The organism is Idiomarina seosinensis, from assembly GCF_044797955.1.
Taxonomy (GTDB): Bacteria; Pseudomonadota; Gammaproteobacteria; order Enterobacterales; family Alteromonadaceae; genus Idiomarina; species Idiomarina seosinensis_A.
On the sequence record NZ_CP085211.1, the window covers coordinates 1,602,696 to 1,626,154 of the forward strand.

General features: G+C 49.2%; 16 protein-coding genes and 2 tRNA genes. 5 read left to right on the top strand and 13 right to left on the bottom strand.

Features of this window, described 5'->3' with window-relative positions; all coding sequences use genetic code 11:
* Positions 1-9: 9 nt before the first annotated feature.
* The 7 genes from dnaE to dnaQ all read right to left on the bottom strand — a co-directional run bounded on the left by dnaE (position 10) and on the right by dnaQ (position 9,655).
* Positions 10-3,489, bottom strand: a complete 3,480-nt coding sequence (gene dnaE / locus LG288_RS07535) for a DNA polymerase III subunit alpha (RefSeq protein WP_404399567.1) — start codon at positions 3,487-3,489, stop codon at positions 10-12.
* Positions 3,490-3,568: 79 nt separating this feature from the next.
* On the bottom strand, positions 3,569-4,861 hold the full coding sequence (locus tag LG288_RS07540; protein WP_404399569.1) for an NAD(P)/FAD-dependent oxidoreductase: 1,293 nt from the start codon (positions 4,859-4,861) through the stop codon (positions 3,569-3,571).
* Between the two features lie 90 nt (positions 4,862-4,951).
* Positions 4,952-7,141 carry a M3 family metallopeptidase gene (locus tag LG288_RS07545; RefSeq protein ID WP_404399571.1) on the bottom strand — a complete coding sequence of 730 codons (2,190 nt, stop codon included), beginning with the start codon at positions 7,139-7,141 and terminating at the stop codon, positions 4,952-4,954.
* Positions 7,142-7,347: 206 nt separating this feature from the next.
* Positions 7,348-7,424, bottom strand: a tRNA-Asp gene (locus LG288_RS07550).
* Between the two features lie 49 nt (positions 7,425-7,473).
* Positions 7,474-7,550 (bottom strand) — tRNA-Asp (locus tag LG288_RS07555).
* A gap of 138 nt (positions 7,551-7,688) precedes the next feature.
* Positions 7,689-8,951, bottom strand: coding sequence for a TIGR03503 family protein (locus LG288_RS07560; RefSeq protein WP_404399573.1), 1,263 nt, complete (start codon positions 8,949-8,951; stop codon positions 7,689-7,691).
* A 2-nt stretch (positions 8,952-8,953) separates the two neighbouring features.
* Entirely contained in the window at positions 8,954-9,655 is a 702-nt protein-coding gene (gene dnaQ / locus LG288_RS07565) for a DNA polymerase III subunit epsilon (protein WP_404399575.1), read from the bottom strand.
* A gap of 53 nt (positions 9,656-9,708) precedes the next feature.
* Here dnaQ and rnhA point away from each other — a divergent pair, with 53 nt between their 5' ends.
* Complete coding sequence (gene rnhA / locus LG288_RS07570) at positions 9,709-10,182, top strand: ribonuclease HI (RefSeq protein ID WP_404399577.1); 474 nt, start codon at positions 9,709-9,711, stop codon at positions 10,180-10,182.
* Here the strand turns inward: rnhA and LG288_RS07575 are convergent.
* Together LG288_RS07575 and LG288_RS07580 are read right to left on the bottom strand one after the other, a co-directional pair.
* Positions 10,179-10,577 carry a rhodanese-like domain-containing protein gene (locus LG288_RS07575; protein WP_404399579.1) on the bottom strand — a complete coding sequence of 133 codons (399 nt, stop codon included), beginning with the start codon at positions 10,575-10,577 and terminating at the stop codon, positions 10,179-10,181. The genes rnhA and LG288_RS07575 overlap by 4 nt on opposite strands.
* 10 nt (positions 10,578-10,587) lie before the next feature.
* A complete protein-coding gene (locus LG288_RS07580) occupies positions 10,588-11,364 on the bottom strand; it encodes a class I SAM-dependent methyltransferase (RefSeq protein ID WP_404399581.1) in 777 nt (258 codons plus the stop codon).
* 61 nt (positions 11,365-11,425) lie between these two features.
* Here LG288_RS07580 and gloB point away from each other — a divergent pair, with 61 nt between their 5' ends.
* From gloB to LG288_RS07595, 3 genes are read left to right on the top strand one after another with little or no spacing between them, the layout of a single operon-like run.
* Positions 11,426-12,187, top strand: a complete 762-nt coding sequence (gene gloB / locus LG288_RS07585) for a hydroxyacylglutathione hydrolase (RefSeq protein WP_404399583.1) — start codon at positions 11,426-11,428, stop codon at positions 12,185-12,187.
* Positions 12,188-12,235: 48 nt separating this feature from the next.
* A complete protein-coding gene (locus LG288_RS07590) occupies positions 12,236-13,897 on the top strand; it encodes a LysM peptidoglycan-binding domain-containing protein (protein ID WP_404399584.1) in 1,662 nt (553 codons plus the stop codon).
* Between the two features lie 4 nt (positions 13,898-13,901).
* Positions 13,902-14,426, top strand: coding sequence for a hypothetical protein (locus LG288_RS07595; RefSeq protein ID WP_404399586.1), 525 nt, complete (start codon positions 13,902-13,904; stop codon positions 14,424-14,426).
* Here the strand turns inward: LG288_RS07595 and ligA are convergent.
* Genes ligA through smc form a run of 3 tightly spaced genes read right to left on the bottom strand, consistent with a single transcriptional unit; the run spans position 14,423 to position 20,834 of the window.
* Positions 14,423-16,450, bottom strand: a complete 2,028-nt coding sequence (ligA, locus tag LG288_RS07600; protein ID WP_404399588.1) for an NAD-dependent DNA ligase LigA — start codon at positions 16,448-16,450, stop codon at positions 14,423-14,425. The genes LG288_RS07595 and ligA overlap by 4 nt on opposite strands.
* Positions 16,451-16,483: 33 nt before the next feature.
* Complete coding sequence (gene zipA, locus LG288_RS07605) at positions 16,484-17,335, bottom strand: cell division protein ZipA (RefSeq protein ID WP_404399590.1); 852 nt, start codon at positions 17,333-17,335, stop codon at positions 16,484-16,486.
* Positions 17,336-17,363: 28 nt separating this feature from the next.
* On the bottom strand, positions 17,364-20,834 hold the full coding sequence (gene smc, locus LG288_RS07610; RefSeq protein ID WP_404399592.1) for a chromosome segregation protein SMC: 3,471 nt from the start codon (positions 20,832-20,834) through the stop codon (positions 17,364-17,366).
* Between the two features lie 160 nt (positions 20,835-20,994).
* Between smc and cysZ the strand changes: the two genes are divergently transcribed.
* The gene (gene cysZ, locus LG288_RS07615; protein ID WP_404399593.1) at positions 20,995-21,735 is read left to right on the top strand and encodes a sulfate transporter CysZ; all 741 of its coding nucleotides are present in this window, start codon (positions 20,995-20,997) and stop codon (positions 21,733-21,735) included.
* A 404-nt stretch (positions 21,736-22,139) separates the two neighbouring features.
* On the opposite strand, the gene rmuC is transcribed toward cysZ, so the two are convergent.
* Positions 22,140-23,456, bottom strand: coding sequence for a DNA recombination protein RmuC (gene rmuC, locus LG288_RS07620; protein ID WP_404399594.1), 1,317 nt, complete (start codon positions 23,454-23,456; stop codon positions 22,140-22,142).
* Between the last annotated feature and the right edge of the window lie 3 nt (positions 23,457-23,459).

Sequence of the window (23,459 nt, forward strand, 5' to 3'; positions counted from 1 at the left end):
CCCGTTCCTTTAAAACTCCAGAGCAACCCACTGTTCGCCCAGCAGGTCCTGTAAGTGATGTATCAATTCGTCAGACGGTCTGACATACCATTGCGATCCAACGGTTAAGGTTGCATTCGCTTTATCGCCACGATAGTGAAGTATCAGTGGGCAGGTTCCTTCGGCGTATGGCTGCAGCTCCTGCTGAAGCTTTTCGGCTATGCCGTTTTGCAGCTGCTCACCGGTTAACGTAATCGAGATATGACGCAGAAAACCTTCACGCGCCTGCTCGATGCTCATCACCTCACGAGCCACCATTCTATTACCACCAGAGAAGTTATCAAATCGTACCTCCCCTTTTGCCCACAAAATTCGATCTTTTTCGAGCAAATGCTGGTAATTGTCGTATTCGTTACTATAGAGCATTACATCCATTCGTGCGCTTTTATCGTCCAGAGTGACCACTGCGAACCGCTGGCCCCGTTTGTTAACGATTACTCGCACGTCAATCACTAAACCGGCAATTGCCACCAGTTCATTTTTTCGGGTTTCGTTAATATCTGCCAGAAAACCGGCTACATAATGACGCAATTCCTGCCGGTAACGGTTAATTGGGTGGCCGGTTAAGTACAAGCCCAGCGTTTCCCGCTCTCCTTCCAGCCACACAGCTTCTGACCATGGACGCACCTGAACAAACTCATTCTCGATAGTGTCAGTGTCGGTGGTTAATACGCCAAACATGTCCTCCTGACCAATACTCTCCGCCTGTCGATGCTGCTCTGCCTGGCGCATTGCTTTTTCCAGCGATGCCATTAACGCTGCCCGGTGTGGTCCTAAAGCATCCAGTGCTCCGCCACGAATAAGCCGTTCCATTACCCGTTTATTCAGGCGTTTGAGATCGACTCGACAACAAAAATCAAATAAATCAGTAAACTGCCCGCCTTCATTGCGCGCTTCGACGATGGTTTCGATCGGTGCTTCACCCACGCCTTTAATCGCACCGATGCCATAGACTACCCGGCCCTGTTCATCGACCGTAAACTTATAAATTCCTTTGTTAACATCCGGCGGCAGTAGTTGCAGACCCATGCGTTCACATTCGTCTGCCAGAGTCACAATTTTATCGGTATTATCCATATCGGCCGACATAACTGCGGCCATAAATTCGGCAGGATAATGAGTTTTCATCCACAAGGTTTGGTAGGAAACCAAAGCATAAGCCGCAGAGTGCGATTTGTTAAAACCATAGCCTGCAAATTTTTCCACCAGGTCAAAAATTTTCATGGCTAATTCAGGGTCGATGTTATTTTTAGCCGCCCCCTGCCGGAAAATGTCCCGTTGCTTGGCCATTTCTTCGGGCTTTTTCTTACCCATAGCGCGACGCAGCAAGTCCGCCGCTCCCAGCGAATAGCCGGCCATCACCTGAGCAACCTGCATAACCTGCTCCTGGTACAGGATAACGCCATAGGTCGGCTCCAGAATGGGTTTTAAACATTCATGTTGATATGTTGCATCCGGGTAAGACACTTCTTCACGGCCGTGCTTACGGTCAATAAAGTTGTCCACCATGCCCGATTCCAATGGGCCCGGACGAAAAAGCGCAACTAAAGCAATAATGTCTTCAAAACTATCCGGTAACAGACGCAGGATTAACTTTTTCATGCCAGCCGATTCCAGCTGAAAAACCGCCGTCGTCTCAGCGCGCTTTAATATTTTAAAACATTTAGCGTCATTCAGCGGAATCGCATTAATATCAATCAGCTCTTTGCCTTCCTGGCGATGACGGCGATTAACCATATCCAGTGCCCACTGGATAATAGTCAGCGTTCGTAACCCCAAAAAGTCAAACTTGACCAGGCCCGCCGACTCAACATCATTTTTATCGAATTGAGTGACCGGGTTTTTGCCCTCATCATCACAATAAAGCGCCGAAAAATCGGTGATTTTGGTTGGCGAGATAACTACCCCGCCAGCGTGTTTGCCGGCGTTGCGGGTAACACCCTCGAGAATGCGGGCAAATTTAATCAGTTCTTCGACTTCTTCGTCCTGATCAAAACGCTCCTGCAGCTCGGGTACCTGCTGAAACGCTTTTTTCAGCGTCATGCCCGGGTCGCCGGGTATCAGCTTGGAAATACTGTCAACAAAACCGTATGGGTGCCCCAGCACGCGCCCCACATCACGAATTGAGGCTTTAGCCGCCATGGTACCAAAGGTGATGATTTGCGATACCGCATCCCGGCCATACAAATCCGCTACGTGATCAATGACCTCATCGCGACGATCCATACAAAAATCAACATCAAAATCCGGCATCGAAACCCGTTCCGGATTCAAAAAACGCTCGAAAAGCAGATCAAAAGCAAGTGGGTCGAGATCGGTAATTTTTAGCGCGTAAGCGACGAGTGAACCCGCGCCGGAGCCTCGTCCGGGTCCTACCGGAATATTGTTGTCTTTACTCCACTGAATAAACTCCATAACAATAAGGAAGTAACCGGGAAAGCCCATATTATTAATAACGCTAAGCTCAATTTGCAGTCGCTCATCATAGGCTTTGCGATGTTGCTGCCGTTGTTCCGGGTCAGGGAACAAGAATTCTAACCGCTGTTCCAGTCCTTGTTCCGATCTTTTAACCAAATACTGCTCTGTTGTGAGATCGCCAGTGGGAAACTTCGGTAGAAAATATTCACCCAGCCGCACGGTAACATTACAGCGTTTTGCGATTTCTACCGTATTTTGTAATGCTTCGGGGATATCAGCAAAGAGCTCCTGCATTTCGGCAGCAGTGCGCAGATATTGTTGCGCCGAGTACTTTTTTGGCCGGCGTTTATCACCCAGCTGATAGCCGTCATGGATCGCCACGCGAATTTCGTGGGCCTCAAAGTCTTCTTCATTAAGAAAAACCACTTCATTAGTGGCTACCACCGGCAACTGTTGTTCACCCGCCAGGGCAACGGCTTTATGCAGATAATCCTCTTCGTCGGCCCGGCCACTGCGAATCAACTCAAGGTAATAACGGTCAGGAAAATAGTGCTGATAAAATTCAAGGCACTGGTGCAGCTGTTTTTCGTGTTGTTTTAATAAGGCACGACCGACATCACCCTCGCGGGCGCCAGATAACAGCAGAATACCTTCGTTATGCTCAGCCAGCCAATCCTTATCAATAACGGGTTTACCGCCAACATGACCGCGCAAGTAGGCTCTGGAGATTAACTGGATGAGTTGCTGATAGCCGGCGTTATTTAAGGCAAGCGCCGTCAAACGAAAGGTTTCATCGACTGGATAATCAGCCCGCACCCATAAGTCAGCGCCGATCAGCGGTTTAAGGCCATGCTGGTGTGCCGCGCCATAATATTGCACCAGCCCACAAAAGTTCATTTGGTCGGTTACAGCTAATGCCGGCATACCATTAGCGGCAACCGCTTCACAAATAGGCGCGACCTTTGACAGACCGTCCACCATTGAAAAATCACTGTGGATGCGCAAGTGAACAAATTGAGTTTCGCTAGTCATGTGCAACACTGTTGTTGTTATCGTGGTTGCCCGTATTGTGCCTTAAGCCAGCGTTCAAGTATACGCTTGAGCGTTTTGCTTAATGCAGTTTTAAACGCGGCTTGACGGCATGATTGAGTTTATCAACAGCGATTACTAATAGCGTTTTCCACCAGCCAAACAGTGCTTGCTGATGCATCCGGTAAAGGCTGGCATAAGCATATTGCGCCAGCTTACCCTCAACCGACAGTGAAAGACTTTTACTGCGCATCAATTTACCGACTGCGGTATAACGACTAAGGGAAATTAAGGAGCCCCGATCATTGTACTCAAACGCTTTAGCTTCTTTGCCTTTGTGCTGACGAATAAAGTTACGTTGCAATGCGTCGGCCATCTGATGAGCTGCCTGGGCTCTGGGCGGTACAAAATTTTCATCATCAAGTGGACAGGCGGCACAGTCCCCTAGTGCGTATATCGATGAGTCAACCGTGGACTGTAAATACTCATTAACCAGTATTTGATGGTTTTTTCTGGTTTCCAGACCAAGCTCCGACAGAAATTCCGGCGCCCTGACTCCCGCAGCCCAGACAGTAAGATTAGCCGACAACTGAGTCTCATCTTTTAATACCAGGCCCTTGTCATTGGCTTTAACCACCGGGTTGTCGGTTATCACGGTAACTCCCAGCGACTCTAGTTTTTTGTGGACGCGCTCAGCCAGCGATTTTTGCAAACCAGGTAAAAGGCGCGGTGTAGCTTCTACAAGTGTGACGTTAAGGTGTTCCGGATCTAATTGATCCAGACCATAAACATTCAGCAATGACACGGAATGAACCAGCTCGGCGGCCAATTCAACACCGGTGGCGCCACCACCGGAAATAGTGATATCCAGGCTTTGTTCATCACCGTTTTTAATGGCTTGGTTAACGCGTAAAAATTCGTTTAATAATTCCTGGTGAAAATGGTCAGCCTGAGTAGTGGAGTCAAGGTAAAAGCAGTGTTCAGCAATACCCTCAATACCCAAATCATTAGTCACACTACCAACGGCAATAACGAGCTTATCGTAAGATAGGTGACGCTCAGCTAAAATTTGCTCGCCATCGTCAGTTATTGGGGCAAGACACACCCGTTTATTTTCCCGATCGATGGAATCCAGCGTACCCAGCACAAATTCAAAGCCGCTACGGGCTCCCTGACCACGATAATCCAGTTCGGCTAAACTCGAATCAAGGGCTCCAGACGCCACTTCGTGAAATAGCGGCTTCCAGACATGTGTGCTGTCCCTGTCGATCAATAATATTTCTGCTTTATCCGTTTTACCCAGGTTTTTACCCAGCTGGGAGGCGAGTTCCAGCCCGCCGGCGCCCCCTCCAACAATTACAATACGTTCGGTCATACCGCTCCCTGTTTTCAATAGAAACAAAAAAGCCACCGGCATTATTAACGCCAGTGGCTTTGGTAACGTGTCCGAATTGACAAATTAACCTTAGTTAATTGACGGATCCGTTAAACCCCGACGTTCTAACAGAGCTTCTACAGTTGGCTCTTGCCCACGCCAGTCGATATACTGCTGCATGGGATCTTTGCTGTTGCCTTGTGACAGAATCTCTTTGCGGAAAGCCTGTCCGTTTTCCAGCGTTAAACCGCCGTTATTGTTCATGTGTTTAAAGGCATCTGCAGCCAACACTTCGCTCCACATGTAAGCATAGTAGCCTGCTGAGTATCCGCCAGCGAAAACATGGGCAAAATAGGTTGAGCGGTAACGCGGCGGTACAGCCACAACATTAACACCATTGCGCTCCAGAGCTTCTTTTTCGAAAGCCACTACATCATCTATTTCGGTACCTGCTTCAATGCTGTGGTATTCCAGGTCCAGTAAAGCGGCAGCAACATATTCGAGGGTGTCAAAGCCCTGGTTAAAGTTGCGTGCTGCCAGAACTTTTTCTAATAGCTCATCTGGAATCTGTTCACCGGTTTCATAATGCTTGGCAAAACTGGCAATAACTTTCTCGTTCAGCATCCAGTCTTCCTGGAAAGTCGACGGGAATTCTACGTAGTCGCGCGACACTGAGGTGCCTGCCAGCGAAGGATACTCAACATCAGAGAACATACCGTGCAAGGCATGCCCCATCTCGTGAAACATGGTCGAAACTTCGTCAAAGCTCAATAAGGTAGGCTCGCCGTCCGGAGCTTTGGTGATGTTCATGTTATTAAGAATCACCGGCTTTTGATCCATCAATCCGGACTGTGAGCGGAAAGAGCTCATCCAGGCTCCGCCGCGCTTGCTGTCACGAGCAAAGTAGTCGGCATAGAATAAGCCCATGCTGCTGCCGTCAACATCAAACACTTCGTACACTTTGACATCTTCCTGATAGACCGGGATGTCATTAATTTCTTTAAAGGTGATGCCAAACAATTCAGTCATCGCATAAAAGACACCATCTTCCAGCACTCGGTTGAACTCGAAATACTTTTTCACTTCATCGGAATCTATAGCGTATTTCTCAGCACGAACTTTTTCTGCATAGTAAAACCAGTCCCAGGGCTGTAATTCGAAATCATTACCTTCGCTGTCGATAACCTGCTGAATAGCATCCGCTTCGCGCTCAACGTTCGAAACCACTGCCGGAACAAGGTCACTTAACATTTTCTTAGCCGCGCCGGGGTTGCCGGCCATATTCGTCTCCAGAACGTAATCGCCCCAGCTGTCGTAACCTAAAAGCTTGGCTTTTTCCGCACGCAAACTGACCAGCTGCTTAACAAGTGGACGTTGATCAGTTGCAGTGTTACCGGTTCCCCGGTCCGCCGACGCTTTCCAGACGCGCTCGCGCAACTCGCGATTCTCAAGTTCAGCTAAGATCGACTGGCGGGTGGTGTTGGTCAGTACAATCGCATACTGGCCTGACTTATCACGGCTTTCAGCTGCATTCGCCAGGCCTTTAATCCGGCTCTCGCTTAAGCCTGCTAGCTGTTCTTTGTCCTCGACAAAAATAACCGTTTCCTGGGTCAGCCCCATCAGGCCGCTGCGGAAGTCGTTGGTCAGGCTTGATAACTGCTCATTAACATCACGAATCTGAGCTTTTTCCTGATCCGACAGTAATGCTCCCGAACGCACAAAGTCTTTGTAATATTCTTCGATAAGACGTTGTTCTTCATTACCCAGTTCCAGCACTTCACGCTGCTCGTATAAGTCGCTGATGCGTTTAAATAGGTCCGGGTTCAGGCGAATATTATCCTGGTGAGCGGCCATCTTAGGCGCTAGCTCGGCCTGCAGTTCACGAATCTGATCATCCGAGTGCGATGAGGACAGGTTGTAAAAAACCGAGCTAACCCGATTTAGCAACTGCCCCGCTTTTTCCATTGCAACAATGGTGTTCTGAAAATTTGGGATGGCCGGGTTTTCGGCAATCTCGTTAACTTCCGCCATATGTTCCTGCATACCTTTTTCGAAGGCCGGTTTAAAGTGTTTAAACTCGATGGCGTTAAAATCAGGAGCCTGGTATTGCAGGCTACTGGCCTGATAGAAGGGGTTTTGCGTCATCGCATCCTGCTGCTGGGTCTGCTCAGTTGATGCCTGCCCTTCGGCCTGACTGGTTGAAGTTTGTTCGGTGTTGTCGCTACACGCACTCAGTGATACTGCGGCGCCGATCGCAACAGCAACTAATGTTTTACGCATTGGTTTTTCTCCCGGTAACTGTAATTCTTATTAAGCGAAGTAAATTTTCGTACTGATACTCTAGACTTGCTGCCGCTCAGGCTCAATAGCTAAACGGCAAAAATGCTTAAATTAACGGTAAACGAAGCGGCCGTTAATTAGAATAGGAAGGATAAAAAAATTTGCGGCAGAAACAAAAAAACACGCCGAAGCGTGTTTTTCTTTAATGGCGGAGCGGACGGGACTCGAACCCGCGACCTCCGGCGTGACAGGCCGGCATTCTAACCAACTGAACTACCGCTCCACATCAAAGATGTGGTGGTCCATAATCTATATTAAAGACCGTGGTTAAGTGGCGGAGCGGACGGGACTCGAACCCGCGACCTCCGGCGTGACAGGCCGGCATTCTAACCAACTGAACTACCGCTCCACTTTAACCGACGTTTAGGACTCTGCCCTGAACGCGGCGTGAATATTACGAGCGAGGGGCAAAACAGTCAACCCTTTTTTTCATAATTTTTTAAACCTTATGACTGTTTGAACGATTAATAGGCATATCAGCGTTTTTTTAAACAGTTTCTTCAGTTTTTGTCGCTTTTTTGCGGCGCTTCCACCAAACAAAACCTATCGCTACCACAATTAACAGAATATTGACGGCAATAATGATAATCACATTGATCATCGCCTGGCGCTCTTCAGCCGCCTGCTGTTGTCTGGCTTGTTCTGCTTCTCTGGCCGCCTGTTCGCGGGCTTGTTGCGCAAGTTCTTCAGCAGTCGGCTCAGAAATCGGCTCTACAGAAATAAAGGTTAAGTCGTCCAGCAACAATTTAATTTCCCGATCTTGCTGTGACGTTGCAAATATCTCAAGACTTACCCGGTGCTTGCCATAATCTAAATTCGCCAGCGGTATTTGATAGGGAAAGTTTTCTATCTGAGTTACCGAAAAACGCCGTTCTTCGCCGTTGGGATATTGCACTGAACCATTGATAGCAACGCTTTGCGGTTTCAGTAAGCTATCGTCGACCGTTATTTCAACAAGGTTATCACGCCCTCGCTCTTCGGCCAGTACAAAGTTGACCTGCACCGGCTGTGGTTCCACCATCACCATATCAGCTTCCTGACGGCGCTCATACAACGGCGTTGACAGTTCAAAAACCGGTAGATAGTTGCCGGATTCCAAATCCAGGTTAAAGCGACCGGTGAAGACTCCGTCTCCGGGCTTCTCGTCGTAGCCTTTGCCATCGTCCTGAAATTCAGCTACCCGGGTGGGAGTTGCGCCAAAGTTATCATCGTCTGGGTCATTGGAAGAGACAAAAAGCACACTTAACTGCACCATTTCACCAAAACGCGAGGTATCGACCGGCTGGTCACCGTTATAAAGAACCCCTTCAACTTTTAGCTGTTCATTTTGAAAAACTTGGTCTGGCAGTGGATCAGCCTGAAAATAGATCTCCGATACAATCACCGCCTTATTTTTTTCATCGACCCGCCCGGCCACTTGCCAGGGTCCGGGCTGCGGTTCTTTTATTTTAATCATGTCGAAACTGGGATCTGTATACCAGCTGACTTTTTCTACCGGGTAGTCAGTGTCGTACCATTTACTGCCATCGGGGCGAATAACAATCAGCGGGTCGCTGCCTTCTTCACGAAAGAAAAGCAGGGTGATTTCTTCGACATTGTTATCGATCCGAAAACGCTGCCCTTTTATTGGCAGCGTATTATCCATGGGACTATCCAGTAGCTCCATGGCAGCTTGCTGCGGATTATCATTGTCTTGCTGCGCCTGGCCCATGCTACTGAACAGCAATAGACAAACAATTAAAAGGCGCACGGTTATTCCAGCCACAGGCACTTACCACCCTCTTGTTGAACCAGCTCTAAACGTTGTTGATGTTGTTCTAATTCATCGGCTGATGCAGTTAAAACCTTGAGCGCAGGACGGTTTTTTATTTCCTGATGCTGCACCTCCGAGGCCCCCTGCTGGCCACGCTGGCGATTATGCAGGTTCAGTGCTGTCTGCCCGCCGGTCATCATTAAATAGACATCAGCCAGAATCTCGGCATCCAGTAACGCTCCGTGTAATTGCCGGGAAGAATTATCCACTCCATAGGCCTTACACAGAGCATCCAGACTGTTGCGCTGACCAGGGCGCATATCGCGCGCCAGCTTCAGCGAGTCCAGCACATCACAAAAGGTTTCGGTAGGCTGATAACCTGCCTGTAACCGGGCAAACTCTGCGTCCATATGACCGACATCAAAGGGAGCGTTATGGATCACCAGTTGTGCGCCCCGGATAAACTCGATAAGGTCATCCGCTACCTGGGCAAATACAGGTTTATCTTCAAGAAAATCATTGGTGATGCCATGCACAGCGATCGCTTCCTCTTCGACCACCCGCTGGGGATTAATGTAGACATGAAAATGATTGCCGGTAAGCTTGCGGTCAATTAATTCAACGCAACCGATTTCGATGATTCGGTGACCATCGGCGGGATTGATACCGGTAGTTTCGGTATCCAAGACAATCTGACGCATGTAAACTTCCTGATATACTCTCAATTTTTCGTTCGCCAATAGTAGCAATATTTATGACCAACACAAAAACAGTTCATCTTTATACTGACGGCTCGTGTCTGGGCAACCCTGGTCCCGGCGGTTACGGTGCCGTTATCGAATACAATGGCCACGTTAAAGAATTGAGTCAGGGCTTTCGTTGCACCACCAATAACCGCATGGAAATGATGGCCTGTATTGAGGGCCTGAAAGTATTAAAGCGAAGTTGTGAGATCATTATCACCACCGATAGCCAGTATGTAAAAAATGGTATCGAGCAGTGGATGACAGGCTGGAAGCGAAACGGCTGGAAAACCGCTGCCCGCAAGGCCGTTAAAAACCAGGATTTATGGCAACAACTTGACCAACAAATACAGTTGCACAAAGTGCGTTGGGACTGGGTTAAAGGACACTCCGGCCACCCTCAAAACGAGCGCTGTGATGAACTGGCCCGCCAGGCAGCGAGCCGTTCACCAGAAGCAGAGGATGTCGGCTATTGCGCGCCTTAAGCAGTTGGGTCGCCCATTACCACCGGACGCTTTTCTTGTTGCCAGGCTTTCATCCCGCCAGCAACGTTGTAAATTTTGTCAAAACCCATCCGTTCCAGGCTCTCTGCTGACAGCGCCGAACGGCCACCGGTACCGCAAATCAGATACAAGGGTTTATCAGCGATACGCTGTAGCGCATCGTCATAGCCGGCAACATCCGGGTGCTGGTTTAACTGCATTTCCAGTACGCCGCGGGGCATATTAACCGCCTCACGAATGTGGCCTTGCTGGTATTCTGCCGGCTCACGCACGTCAATAACCCGGGCACCATCGCGGATGGCCTGCTGCAGCTGTTCAGTCGTTACTTCATTGACATTATTTTTAGCCATTTGGCAAAGTTTCATTGCATCAATCATAGGATACTCCTCAGTTTCGCTTTAGTGTTGATGATAGTCTGGTCACCGCCACCGGCTGGCCGGTAAGCGCTGATATCCTTTTAACCTTAGCTGTTGGTAGCTCGATATACACACGTTTGCGTGCCAAAATCGCGTAACAAGCGCTAAGTGGTGTTAACTTGCGGCATAACTTTTCGGTCCATGCCGTTTTTTGTTGTTCAGCGGCCGATGTTGCCTCGAGAAACAAAAAGCGACCGACAAAATAATCGTACTGAACCAGTTCATACCCCAGTAAGGATAGCCAATCTCTCACTCTCAGTGCGGTAAAATAGCGGCCCGCCCAGGGGAGCGATTTTTTCTTACCCGGTAACCAACCGCTGAGTAACGCTGGACTCAGGGGATTAAACCCGGTCAGTAGCAGATAACCGTCGTCTACCAGTACGCGGTTTGCTTCGCGTAAGATCTGATGGGGATCACGGCTAAACTCGAGTACAAATGGCATGATCACCTGCTCAACACTGGCGTTTTTTACCGGTAAGTACTCCAGTTGTGCCTTAATCTGACAATGCCCGCCGGCAACAGAATCAACAACTGGACTCACCTGCAGCACTTTTTGCAGAGTAAATCGGTGGCAATTAAGCTGTTGCGATAATGGACCCATTAACAGTGTCGTACCACCTCGCAACCGACGTCCGTAATCATTGATTAAAGACTGCGTCTGTTCGCGGATAAATTCACCAGAGGCAATATCATCCCAACTGTTGGGGCCCGGAAGCCGGGCGGCATTGTAAGCTGGCTTTAGCAGCACCCTCAGCTCCTTTATGCTAGGCTTAGACTTATCAACTTACTCTAATCCTGACGAGATTACTATGCGAGCTCATGCGGTAAAAGCTTTTGATGATAATTACATTTGGATTATCCAGCCAACAGCCGAAAAACGAGTCATTGTTGTCGACCCCGGGGATGCAGCCCCCGTAAAAGAGTGGCTAGAGCAACACCAGGCGACCGTTGACAGCTATTTTATAACCCATCATCACTGGGATCATACCGATGGCTTAAAACCCTTGTTGGCAGACCACCCTGCGCCGGCCTTTGGCCCTGCCAATAGCGATATTGAGGGGGTCTCAGAGCCGCTAAGCGAAGGCGATCAGGTTAATCGGCTTGGGCTGACTTTTGATATTTTTGAAACTCCCGGACACACTCTCGATCACATTGCATTTTATACCGCCGGTTATTTATTTTGTGGTGATACGCTATTTTCCGGAGGCTGCGGGCGGATGTTTGAAGGTACGCCTGAGCAATTTGTACGTTCTTTATCGAAGTTACGCCAGCTGCCTGGTAACACCCGGGTGTTTTGCGCACACGAATACACTCAGGCCAACCTGACTTTTGCAACTCTGGTTGAACCCGCTAATACGCTGTTGCTGGGCTATTTGGAAAAAGTAAAGCTGATGCGCCAGCAAAAGGAAATCACCCTGCCCAGCAGTCTTCAGCTTGAACTGGCCATTAACCCTTTTTTACGTTTTGACCAGCAAGCGGTGATTGACGCGGCCGAGCAGCACGCCGGACAGAAACTGACAGACAAAAACGAGGTATTTGCAGTCATAAGGCAGTGGAAAGACTCGGCATAATTCTTTAAACTGCGAGTGGATTTTACTTATTAAAGAAGCTTGTACTGCATGAAATTAAAGGTATTAACCAGTAGTCTGATAGCGCTGGCAGCATTTTCTGTAACCGGCTGTCAAACAACCGACAATAATCGACTAGTGGCTGACAAGCAGAGCAATGATAAACAGCCTGGCGCCGCGGTCGGCCAACAGGATTCGGCTAGGGATCCTGTAACCAACCCTTTGCCAGACTTACAGGCCATACCTGAATTAGCCTCGGGTACCCGCATTAACCCGGCATCTCTGGCCCGGGAGCCGGTTGACAGCCCGCCACCAATAACAGATTTATGGCAACGAATCCGTCAGCAGCTGCGCTTTACAGCACCTGACAACCCCCGCATTCGCGCACAGCGCAATTGGTATGTGAGCCACCCGACATACCTTAAGCGGGTAGGTAAACGAGCCGAGCCTTTTTTACATTTAATTGTTGAAGCCATTGAACAGCGCGACATGCCAATGGACTTAGTATTGTTGCCTATCGTAGAGAGCGCTTTCGACCCTTTTGCTTATAGCCATGGCAGTGCTTCCGGCGTCTGGCAATTTATCCCGGGTACAGCTCGCCACTACGGCCTGGACATCAACTGGTGGTACGATGGTCGGCGGGATGTCTATGCGGCTACTCACGCCGCCTTAGATTACCTTGACTATCTGCATGAGTATTTCGATGGTGACTGGCTGCATGCGCTTGCTGCTTATAACTCCGGCCAGGGCCGGGTTGGTGCCGCGATTCGAAAAAACAAACGCGTGGGTAAGCCAACCGATTTTTGGTCTCTTGATTTGCCTCGCGAGACCCGGGCTTACGTGCCTAAGCTTCTGGCCCTCTCAGATATTTTAACCAACAGCGAACGTTATGGCATTATTTGGCACCCGATAGCTAACCAGCCGCAACTGCAGGTGGTCGAGCTGCCAGCCCAAATCGATTTGGCTAAAGCGGCCGAGATGGCTGACTTACCCCTAGAAACCTTACACCTTTATAATTCGGCCTATAATCGCTGGTCAACCGCCCCTGAGGGTCCGCATCGATTACTGCTGCCGCAGCCTAACGCAGAAACTTTTCAAACGGCCATAGAAAACTCTGATCCAAAACAGTGGCTTAGTTGGCAACGCCATCAAATACAGTCCGGTGAAAGCCTGATCACGATTGCCAAAAAATATCACACCTCCGTTGCTGCTATTCAGCGGGTCAATGATATCAGCAGCCACATTATCCGCTCCGGTGATCATCTGTTAATCCCCGTTGCCAGTAATGAATTAAGTGACTACAGCCTGTCTCAGGATCAACGTTTGCAGGCCAAACAACAGCAGCAACGTAAAGGCAATAAAGCCGAGCATATTGTGCAGTCCGGCGACACTTTATGGGACTTAAGCCGGACTTATCAGGTGGGTATGCGCGAGCTGGCCAAATGGAACGGCATGGCGCCGGGTGATTTCTTGCGTCCCGGGCAAAAACTGGTAATCTGGTCACAGGATCAACAAACCGTAAAGCGTCAGAGTAGCCTGATTCGCACGGTCAATTATCAGGTTCGTAACGGCGATTCATTAGCCCGGATTGCCAGCAAATTTAACGTTTCCATCGGCGAAATAGAGCAATGGAATAACATCAGTCGGCAGCGCTACTTACAGCCAGGTCAACGATTGACTTTAAAGGTAGACGTTACCAATGTTAGCGGTTAAGTACATGACAATTAAAAACACCAGCCAGTGGATAATGGCATCACTGGCGTTTATTTTACTCGCCACAAGCTTTAGCCTGAAAGCCCAGCAATGGGAGGCTCCCGGAGATGGCAGCATTAACTACCCCAGCGGCCGCACCGAGAGCTTTAAATTTGGCTTTTCGTTTCAAAAGACATTTGATACACACGTTTTTAGTGCTGGTAAAGCCAAGCTTCGCACTGATGAGCCGCCGCCCAACTATCGCCTGAATGCGGTAATCAATAAAGAAGGCTTAATATACATTGCAGAGTTTGCCAACGGTTTTTTTAAATCTTTTGAGCTAAATATTGGCGGTCACTATGTGGCAATTAAACCTCGCCGGGATTTTGAAGAAGAACAACCTTATAAGCACCTGGTGATCCTGGTGGATGATAAAAGCTATCTGGTCGATGCTACACACCCGGCAATAAATTTTGAATTTAATGACTCGGGCATCAGTGATATCAGCGGTGTAGGAGTTATTCGCGACCTCAGTTCTCGCCGACGCTAATCAGCGTCAGCGAGTAACGCTTGTAACTCTTGTTCGGATAGTACGGGCACCCCTAACTGCTCGGCTTTGGCCAGCTTTGAGCCAGCGTTATCACCGGCCACAACTGCACTTGTCTTCTTTGAAACCGACCCCGTAACTTTAGCCCCCAAGGCCTGCAATGCGTGTTTTGCTTCGTCGCGGGTCATCTCTGCCAGCGTTCCGGTGAGTACATACATGTTACCTGCCAGCCGGTCACTTTTAGCTGCAGTTTTTTCGCCCTCAGGCCAGGAAATCACTTCGCGCAACTGTTGCAGAACTTTTTGATTGTGTGGCTCAGCGAAAAAACGCGTAATATGCTGCGCAACTACCCCACCAACATCTTCAACTTCCTGCAATTGCTCAGCCGTAGCCTTAACCAACTGATCAAAAGACTGAAAATACCCGGCAAGCGCCGCAGCGGTCGCTTCACCAACCTCGCGGATCCCCAATGCATAGATAAACCGTGGCAGGGTTGTCTGACGGGTTTGCGCAATAGCTGCAAGCAGATTTTTGGCCGACTTTTGCCCCATTCTCGGTAAAGAAGCAAGCAGCGGCTCTGTCAAACGATATAAATCGGCGGGTGACTTAACCCACTCGCGCTCGACCAGCTGCTCGACAATCTTATCGCCCATACCATCAATATCCATGGCTTTACGCGAGGCAAAATGTTTAATCGCTTCTTTACGCTGAGCAGCACAAATTAAGCCGCCACTGCAACGAGCCACGGCTTCACTGGCTATTTTTTCGATATCAGAACCACAAACCGGACACTGCTGCGGAAACTCTATCGGCTGAGTATTCTCCGGACGTTGCCCGGTTACCACCTGAACAACTTGTGGAATAACATCACCGGCACGGCGGACACTAACAACATCTCCAATGCGCGCACCAAGACGCTCTATTTCATCTGCATTATGTAAGGTAGCGTTGGCAACCATCACACCACCCACATTGACCGGTTCAAGGCGCGCTACCGGTGTTACGGCCCCCGTGCGACCTACCTGAAAATCAACCCCGATAATGGTCGTTAGTTGCTCCTGGGCGGGGAATTTCCGTGCTATCGCCCAGCGCGGCGCTCGGGCAACAAAGCCTAAGTCCTGCTGTAAAGCAATAGCATCAACTTTATAAACGATGCCATCGATTTCATAATTCAGTTTGTCGCGCCGTTCAAAAATATCCTGGTAAAAGTCTTCACACGCCTGCACCGAGTGCGCTAACTTTATCTCGTCGCTAATGGGCAGACCCCACGCCGATAATTGTTGCAGACGTTCGAAGTGACTGTCCGGCAGTTGCGGTTCTGCCGCTTTAGCAATAACGCCCAATCCATAGGCATAAAAGTGCAAAGGACGCCTGGCAGTAACTTTTGAGTCCAGCTGGCGTAGGCTTCCTGCCGCCGCGTTACGGGGATTCGCGAATACCTTATCGCCCTGTTCCCGGGCTCGCTGATTAAAATTTTCAAAAGCCGGAGTTGGCATAAACACCTCACCCCTTACTTCTAAGCGCTCGGGAGCATCAGCGGCTAAGGTCAGCGGAACGTTACGAATGGTTTTTACGTTTTCAGTGATGTTCTCACCCGTATAGCCGTCACCACGAGTTGCAGCACGCACCAGAGTGCCGTTTTCATAAAGAATACTAACGGCCAGGCCATCCAGCTTCGGCTCACAACAAAAGGTTATCGGCTGACTGCTGTCCAGGCGCTGAATCACTCGTTGAGAGAAGGCTTCGAACTCCTCCGCAGAAAACGCATTATCCAATGACAGCATCGGCTTCTCATGGGCAACGGTTTCAAATTTGGTGAGTGCTTTACTGCCCACTTTTTGTGTCGGTGACTGCGCTGACATGAGTTGAGGATGTTGCTGCTCCAGTTGCTGCAGCTCCCTGAACAGCCGATCGTATTCACTGTCCGGGACACTGGGTTCATCCTGTTCATAATATTCACGGTTATAGCGACTCAGCAGGCTCTCTAATTCCTGCATGCGTTTTTCAACTGAACTTTTATCGGTCATAATCCAACACTGTCTAAAGTGAACTGAGTAACATTAAAGATCTTGCTGAGCTTTTTCGAATTCACGAATGGTTTGGTGAGTTTTTTGGATAGACTGTCGCGATAAAAGCTGCCGCTCGCCATCAAGCACCTGCCCCTGAGGAATTTCCATGGCCAGTTTTTTGGCCGCATTCAGCATCATATTAAAAGCCTGCTGCCCATCACCTTCCTGCGGTAACGTCATAAACAGGGCTACCCCCTCAGTTTCAAACTGTTCGATGTTATCAAGATCAAAAGTTCCCGGGTTAAACATATTGGCGACACTAAAAATCATGGGGCCGTTACCTGAGGTCTGCTGATAGCGGTGAAAAATACCCATATCACCAAACTTGCAACCAAGCTCAGTCATCATTTGCAGCAACAAGGCACCCTGCACAGAACCTTTTACAAATAAAGAAATTACCTGCTGGGGCGGTTGTGGAGCTACGGCCGCCTGTTCCGGTATTTCCTGTTGTATTTCAGGTTGCTGTTGTACTTCAGATTGCTGTTGTTCGGCAGGTTCCGCGGACAGTGGCTTTTCCGTTTGACCGGTAGCCGCTGCATTAAACTGTTGCGGTTGGTCTTCGCTCTCTTCATCCTGCTCGACACGCATCGAAGGCAGCGGCGCATCTTCCTCATCCAAATCAAGGTTCATCGACATTTGCTCGATGTCCATGGTTGGCTCTTCAACCGACTCAGTTGATAAAGTCTCAGGCTCTGCATCCTGCTGCGGCTCTGTGATCGGTTGTCGCCGTTGCTTTTCTCTTACCGGTTGATTATTTTTACGCATCGTCCAGATACCGTGCGCAACAATACCGATAATTACCAAAACACCGACGATACCTAAGGTTATCTGTAGATTGCTCATTCAATTGCCAACCTTATCATTATAATTATTAGCCTTCTGTCATGGCCACGGCTTGCTCAATATCAACAGCGACCAGCCTTGATACGCCTGCTTCTTGCATCGTAACACCCGCCAGATGGGATGCCATTTCCATTGCAACTTTATTATGACTGATATAGATAAACTGCACTGAGCCCGACATATCGTCTACTAAGCGGCAAAACCGAGCCACATTAGTATCGTCCAGCGGCGCATCAACTTCGTCTAACAGACAAAACGGAGCCGGATTCAGGCGAAAAATAGCAAACACCAATGATAAAGCGGTTAATGCTTTTTCTCCACCACTTAGCAAATGGATCGTACTATTTTTCTTACCCGGTGGCTGTGCCATGATAGTTACCCCGGTTTCCAGCAGGTCGTCATCGGTTAGCCTTAGTTCGGCATGACCACCCGCAAACACCTTAGGAAACAGTACCTGCAAATCGCGATTAATGGCGACAAATGTTGTTTTAAAACGCTGTCGTGTTTCCCGTTCAATTTTACGGATAGCCTGTTCAAGGGTATCTAACGCTGAGCATAAATCATCATACTGTGTATCCAGATAGTCTTTACGTTCTTTTTGCGTTTTCGCCTCCTCGATGGCAGCCAGGTTAACAGCGCCCAGGCGCTTTATTTGCGCAGTTAACTTGTCCAGTTGCTGACTGAGAGTGTCCTCATTAGCGGTCTCGTCGACGTCCTGCAGCACCTGCTTTAATGAAAGCCCTACCCCTGACAGCGAATCCAGAGCCGCATGGGTTCGTTCCTGCTGCTTCGCCAGTTCAATTTCAGTAGCCTGCAGCTGTTGCTGTGCCTGGCTGATCTTGTCATTAATTTGCGACCGCCCCTGGTTCAGTTGATGCAGCTGGTTTTCAACCTCTGCTAACTGTTCGCGAACCTGCAATAAATGATCATCCGCCTGTTCACGCTTGCCCAGTAACTCTGCTAATTGCTCCTGCTCATCGATCTGCTGATGTTGCTGTTGTTGCTGCATCAGTTCTTCTGCCTCAGCCTGCAGGGCTTGCCGGCGCTGACTATAGCGCTGGGTCAGTTTGCTTAGCTGCTGCTGCTGAGTCTGCAGGTTTTGCCGTTGTAACTGAATTTGCTGCTGCCGGCTCAACCATTGCTGACGCTGTTCCTGTAATTCTCGTAAATGCTGTTCAAGTGCTTCAGGCTGCTCGCGGCTGCCTTGCTCTAACTGCTGTTGCTGTTGCTGCCGCTGCAGTTTCTGCTGCTGACTATCTAAGCTCTGCAACTGCTGGGCGCTATGCTCAGTTTGCTGTTTTAAGTGCTCCAGCCGTTGTTGCAAATCTGCCCGCCGCTGCTGCCTTTCACTCTGCTGTTGCTGCAAAAACTCAGCCCGCTGTCGCTGCTGGCTCAAGCTGCTCTCCAGAGCCTGGCATTGCTGCCCCGCCTCTTCACATTGCCGCTGCAGGGTTTCAAGCTGCCGCTGAGCATCGCCTAGCTTTAGTTCAGCTGCCTCACGCTCACTTTTTGCCAGCCGGTACTGTCGCTGTAGCTGTTGCAGTTGATCTTGCATCTGCAGCACACTGTCCTCGCGCACTTTATCAGTTGCTAAACTGCCGGTACTGCACCAGTGGCCGCTACGGGTCACAGCAAATAGCAATGAATCGTCGCGTTGTAAAGCCTGGTAACCCTCCTGCAGCGAATCGGCCAGCACACAGTAATTCAGCAGCGGCCAGTGTTTGGCGGATCCAGTGACCACCTCGCTGGCACGCTTTAGCTGCGAAGTGGAACCTTGCTGTATCGGCGATAGCGGCCACAGCAGACTGATATCTTCGGGCACCTGCTCAACGGCTACCGGCTGATCCAGCCAATAGCTGTTAAGCCAGGGCGTTAACAACTTTTCCAGCGCTTCACGCCATGGCTGCGCTACTTGCAGCACTTCGCGCAATGGTCTTGCCTGATGCTGTTGCAACCACTGTTGATTCGCATCTGATAAAACCGGTTGCCGGCTTTGCAGAACTTGTTCCAATGTCTGATAACGAGCCTGATGCTGTTGGTATTCTTGCTGCCAATGTTGATAGCTTTGCTGTTGATTCTGTGTCTGCTCTTGTTGTTGCTGCAGATCGCGCTGCTGTTGCGAGTGTTGCTGCTTGCCGATATCCAGCGCCTGCTCTTTTTCTGCGATCTGTTGTCGCAACTGTTCAAGCTCGTCACTGAGATCAGTCTGCTCCAGTTCAGCCAGGTTCTGCTGTAATTGTTGCCTCTGCTCATCGGCGTAATCTTGTTGCTGCTGCAAACGCTGCTGCTCTAATTCAATCTCGCGCAGCTGCTGTTGCAGTTGTTGCTGTTTTAGTTGTAATTCACGCTGCTGCGACTGCTGTTGTTGCCATTGTTGTTCTGCGCTTTGCAGCTGTTCCTGCTGCATCAGCAGTTGCTCTTCAATATGCTCTGCTTTAAGGGCCAGTTCTTCTTCCTGTTCGGCCAGCTGCTGCAGCTGCTGACTGTCTTCATCTTGCTGATGTTGCAGCTCTTCAAGATCCTGTTGCAGTTGCTGCTGGCGTTGCTGGCGCTGCTCACTTAACTGGCGCTGGTGCTGTTGGCTTTGTTCCAGCCGGGTAATTTGATTAGCCAGCAGAAATACTTGATGCTGCGCTTCTTCAACGGCTATTTTTAATTGTCCGGCCTGTTGTTGATAGGCGGCAATGCCCTGTTCATCACCGCTGTGCTCAGTTTTCAAGCGTTCTAATTCTGTCTTCTGCTGTTCAAGCTGTTGCTGCAATTGCTCTCGTTTACGCTCTAATCGCAACCAGCGCAGGCCGTAGAGCTCCCCTCTTAGTTGACGCTCGCTGGCTTTTAATTGCTTGTAGCGACTGGCAGCAGCAGCTTGTCGCTGCAGCTTATCAAGCTGCTGGCCCAGCTCCTCACGGATGTCGCTGATACGCTCTAAATTTTCGCGCGTATGTTTCATTCGATTTTCGGTTTCACGGCGCCGTTCTTTATACTTTGAAATGCCCGCTGCTTCTTCGATAAAAACCCGCAATTCCTGAGGTTTAGATTCTATCAGCCGGGAGATCATACCCTGCTCGATTATGGCATAGCTGCGGGGGCCCAGGCCGGTACCCAGGAACAAGTCTGTAATATCCCGGCGCCGGCACTTACTGGCATTTAAAAAATAGTTGGATTGGCCGTCCCGGGTGACTTGACGTTTTACAGAAATTTCTTTAAATGCAGCAAACTCACCCTGAATTCGCCCACTACTGTTATCAAAAACCAGTTCAACACTGGCCTGAGAAACCGGTTTTCGAGACGCTGAGCCGTTAAAAATCACGTCACTCATGGCATCGCCGCGCAAGTTTTTCGCGGAACTTTCGCCCAGCACCCAGCGCACGGCATCAATAACATTGGATTTGCCGCAGCCGTTTGGCCCCACGACACAAGTCATCTGGTCAGGAAAAGGAACTTTGGTAGGGTCGACAAAGGATTTAAAGCCAACCAGTTTTATATGTTTTAAGCGCATTATTGTTAGAGTTAGAGCGAAAACACGGCTGCCAGCATGGTGTATAGATTTTAACAGATTATTTGCGTCTTGTAACAATTTGACAGCTGCAGCCATAAGGCAGAGCCGTTAAACTGAGTGTTATCACTAACCAACGATGGTCAATCAAAGGAGCCGTACCGTGCCGCAAAGTCCTTATAGCCAAAATGGCCTGGCTTACTTAGCCCGTGGCTTTAAATTAATTCAAAGTAAGGGCCTTAAACGCTTCGTTATCATCCCCATTATGGTTAACCTGTTGCTTTTTAGCGCTGCTATTTACTGGCTCGCGCAAATGACCGAGCGCTGGACTGAACAACTACTGAACTGGGTGCCTGACTATTTCCACTGGATAGAATACCTGATTTATCCGATTTTCGTCTTGTTTATACTGGCTATGTTTTATTTTCTTTTCACTGCGGTCACTAACCTTATTGCAGCCCCGTTTAACGGTCTGCTGTCAGAAAAGGTCGAACAGTATGAAAGTGGCGAGCAAATTTCAGAAGATGGGCTGATAGACCTGCTTAAAGATATTCCGAGGACAGTTGCCCGCGAGCTGCAAAAAATGTGGTATTACCTGCCGCGGGCACTCGGTTTTTTCCTCTTATCTCTTATCATTCCCGTTATTGGCCAGGTCATCTGGTTTATCTGGTTATGCTGGATGATGTCGATTCAATATCTGGATTTCCCTTTTGACAACCATAAGTTGTCATTTACCCGCATGCGTTTTGAGTTAAGAGCAGCTAAGGGCAAGTCACTGAGTTTCGGTTTTGGGGTTTTACTGCTCACCATGATCCCGCTGGTCAACTTAATCGTCATGCCGGTCGCAATCGCTGGCGCCACATCATTATGGGTTGATCACTACCGCGCGAAAGCGCTGCAGTAAGACAGCCCGGTCAGCTGTTAGTGGCTAGTAAACTGTGTCGCTGTTTTTAAACTAACAAATCACTTTATAAAACTGTTGGTCAGGAAACGGCGACATGAATCTACAGCAGCACAACCGGTACGTTTATCTCTATCAGCCCAAAGCGGGCATTTTACTACTCAGCGACGCCCTGCAGGTGCTTTACGCCCTGCCACGCTCACAACGTCTGTGTCCGCCCGGACAATGGCTGAACTGTTTTCCTCGTGCTGAGCAAATGCGGTTAAAGTTAGCCTTTACAGCGCTGGCAATGGCCCATACCCAGGAGTCTTTACAGTTTTCGTTAAAGCTTAACAGCCATAGTTATAGTGGCGAATATCGCTATACAGAACACCAGCTTTGCAACGTCTCAATCAATAAACAACGTTTTATTTGCGGTCGGGTGACTCCAATCTGGAATCCCCGTCCTCGTCTTCCAGCCAGTCATCCGCAATCCGCTTACTGGTCTGCACACCAAGCCGTCGGAATTTCTCCACACGACTGACTAAATTGCCACGCCCGCTGCTGAGTTTTTTGACCGCCTCCTGATATCGGTTATCCAGAGTTTGCAAGCTACTGCCTACCTTATCCAGATCGTCAATAAAACCGACGAACTTGTCATATAACTTAGCAGCTTCCCGGGCAATGATTTCGGCATTGCGGTTTTGGTATTCGTATTGCCAAATATTGTGGACAGTGCGCAGTGCAACCAATAAGTTTGTTGGACTAACCAACATGATTTGATGGTCCAGCGCCAGCCGGATAAGCTCTGGTTCACGGTCAACTGCCAGCAAAAAAGCGGGTTCAACAGGCACAAACATGAGGATATAATCCAGTGTCCGGATGCCTTCAAGATGCTGATAGTTTTTCTTACCAAGCCCCTTAATGTGCTGCTTCAGAGACTGGACATGCTCTTGCAGTAAGCGCGCTTTTTCTTGTTCGTCGTCACTATTGAAATAGCGCTCATAAGCCGACAAACTGACCTTAGCATCAATAACGACGTCTTTTTTATTCGGCAGATGCACCAGAACGTCGGGTCGAAAAGAACGTCCCTGGTCGTCCCGCTGATGACTTTCGGTATGATACTCATGACCTTCGCGCAAACCGGACTGTTCCAGAATTCGCTGTAATACTAGCTCGCCCCAGTTACCCTGCTGCTTGGTGTCGCCTTTCAGAGCCCTGGTCAGGGCTTCTGCCTCATGCGCCATTTGCCGGTTAAGTTCGCGTAACGAGGTCAACTCCTGCTTTAAGGCACTGCGTTCCTTGGTTTCATCAGTATATTGCTGTTCCACTTGTCGCTTAAAGGCATCCAGCTGCTGTTTAAACGGCTCCAGCGTTGCTGACAACGTCTGTTGATTCTGTTGTTGTAAGCCCTGTGATTTTTGCTCAAATATTTTGTTGGCAAGGTTTTCAAATTGCTGCGTTAGACGCTCCTCAGAGGCCTGCAGTAAACGGATTTTTTCATCCGCCGAACGGCGTTCGTGTAAAGTGGTTGCCCGCAGGGTCTGTAACTGACCTTCGGCGTACTGAGCACGCTGCTGTAATTGTTCATTGGCCTGTAGAGTCTGCTCCAGCTGCTGTTTTAGCTGGCGATTTTGTTGGCGTAGCATCAGCCAAACCAAAACTACGGCGAAGCAGGCCAGCAGAACAAAAAATAAGGGTATCAACCCGCCGGCGATACCCTCGTTAAAGTCAATGGCTGGCACGCC

Bases quoted from the DNA above. Each gene is read 5' to 3' on its own strand.
- dnaE (WP_404399567.1), bottom strand. From the start codon at position 3,489: ATGACTAGCGAAACTCAATTTGTTCACTTGCGCATCCACAGTGATTTT.
- LG288_RS07575 (WP_404399579.1), bottom strand. From the start codon at position 10,577: ATGATTGATGCAATGAAACTTTGCCAAATGGCTAAAAATAATGTCAAT.
- LG288_RS07595 (WP_404399586.1), top strand. From the start codon at position 13,902: ATGACAATTAAAAACACCAGCCAGTGGATAATGGCATCACTGGCGTTT.
- zipA (WP_404399590.1), bottom strand. From the start codon at position 17,335: ATGAGCAATCTACAGATAACCTTAGGTATCGTCGGTGTTTTGGTAATT.
- ligA (WP_404399588.1), bottom strand. From the start codon at position 16,450: ATGACCGATAAAAGTTCAGTTGAAAAACGCATGCAGGAATTAGAGAGC.
- LG288_RS07545 (WP_404399571.1), bottom strand. From the start codon at position 7,141: ATGCGTAAAACATTAGTTGCTGTTGCGATCGGCGCCGCAGTATCACTG.
- smc (WP_404399592.1), bottom strand. From the start codon at position 20,834: ATGCGCTTAAAACATATAAAACTGGTTGGCTTTAAATCCTTTGTCGAC.
- dnaQ (WP_404399575.1), bottom strand. From the start codon at position 9,655: ATGCGTCAGATTGTCTTGGATACCGAAACTACCGGTATCAATCCCGCC.
- rnhA (WP_404399577.1), top strand. From the start codon at position 9,709: ATGACCAACACAAAAACAGTTCATCTTTATACTGACGGCTCGTGTCTG.
- gloB (WP_404399583.1), top strand. From the start codon at position 11,426: ATGCGAGCTCATGCGGTAAAAGCTTTTGATGATAATTACATTTGGATT.
- LG288_RS07540 (WP_404399569.1), bottom strand. From the start codon at position 4,861: ATGACCGAACGTATTGTAATTGTTGGAGGGGGCGCCGGCGGGCTGGAA.
- LG288_RS07590 (WP_404399584.1), top strand. From the start codon at position 12,236: ATGAAATTAAAGGTATTAACCAGTAGTCTGATAGCGCTGGCAGCATTT.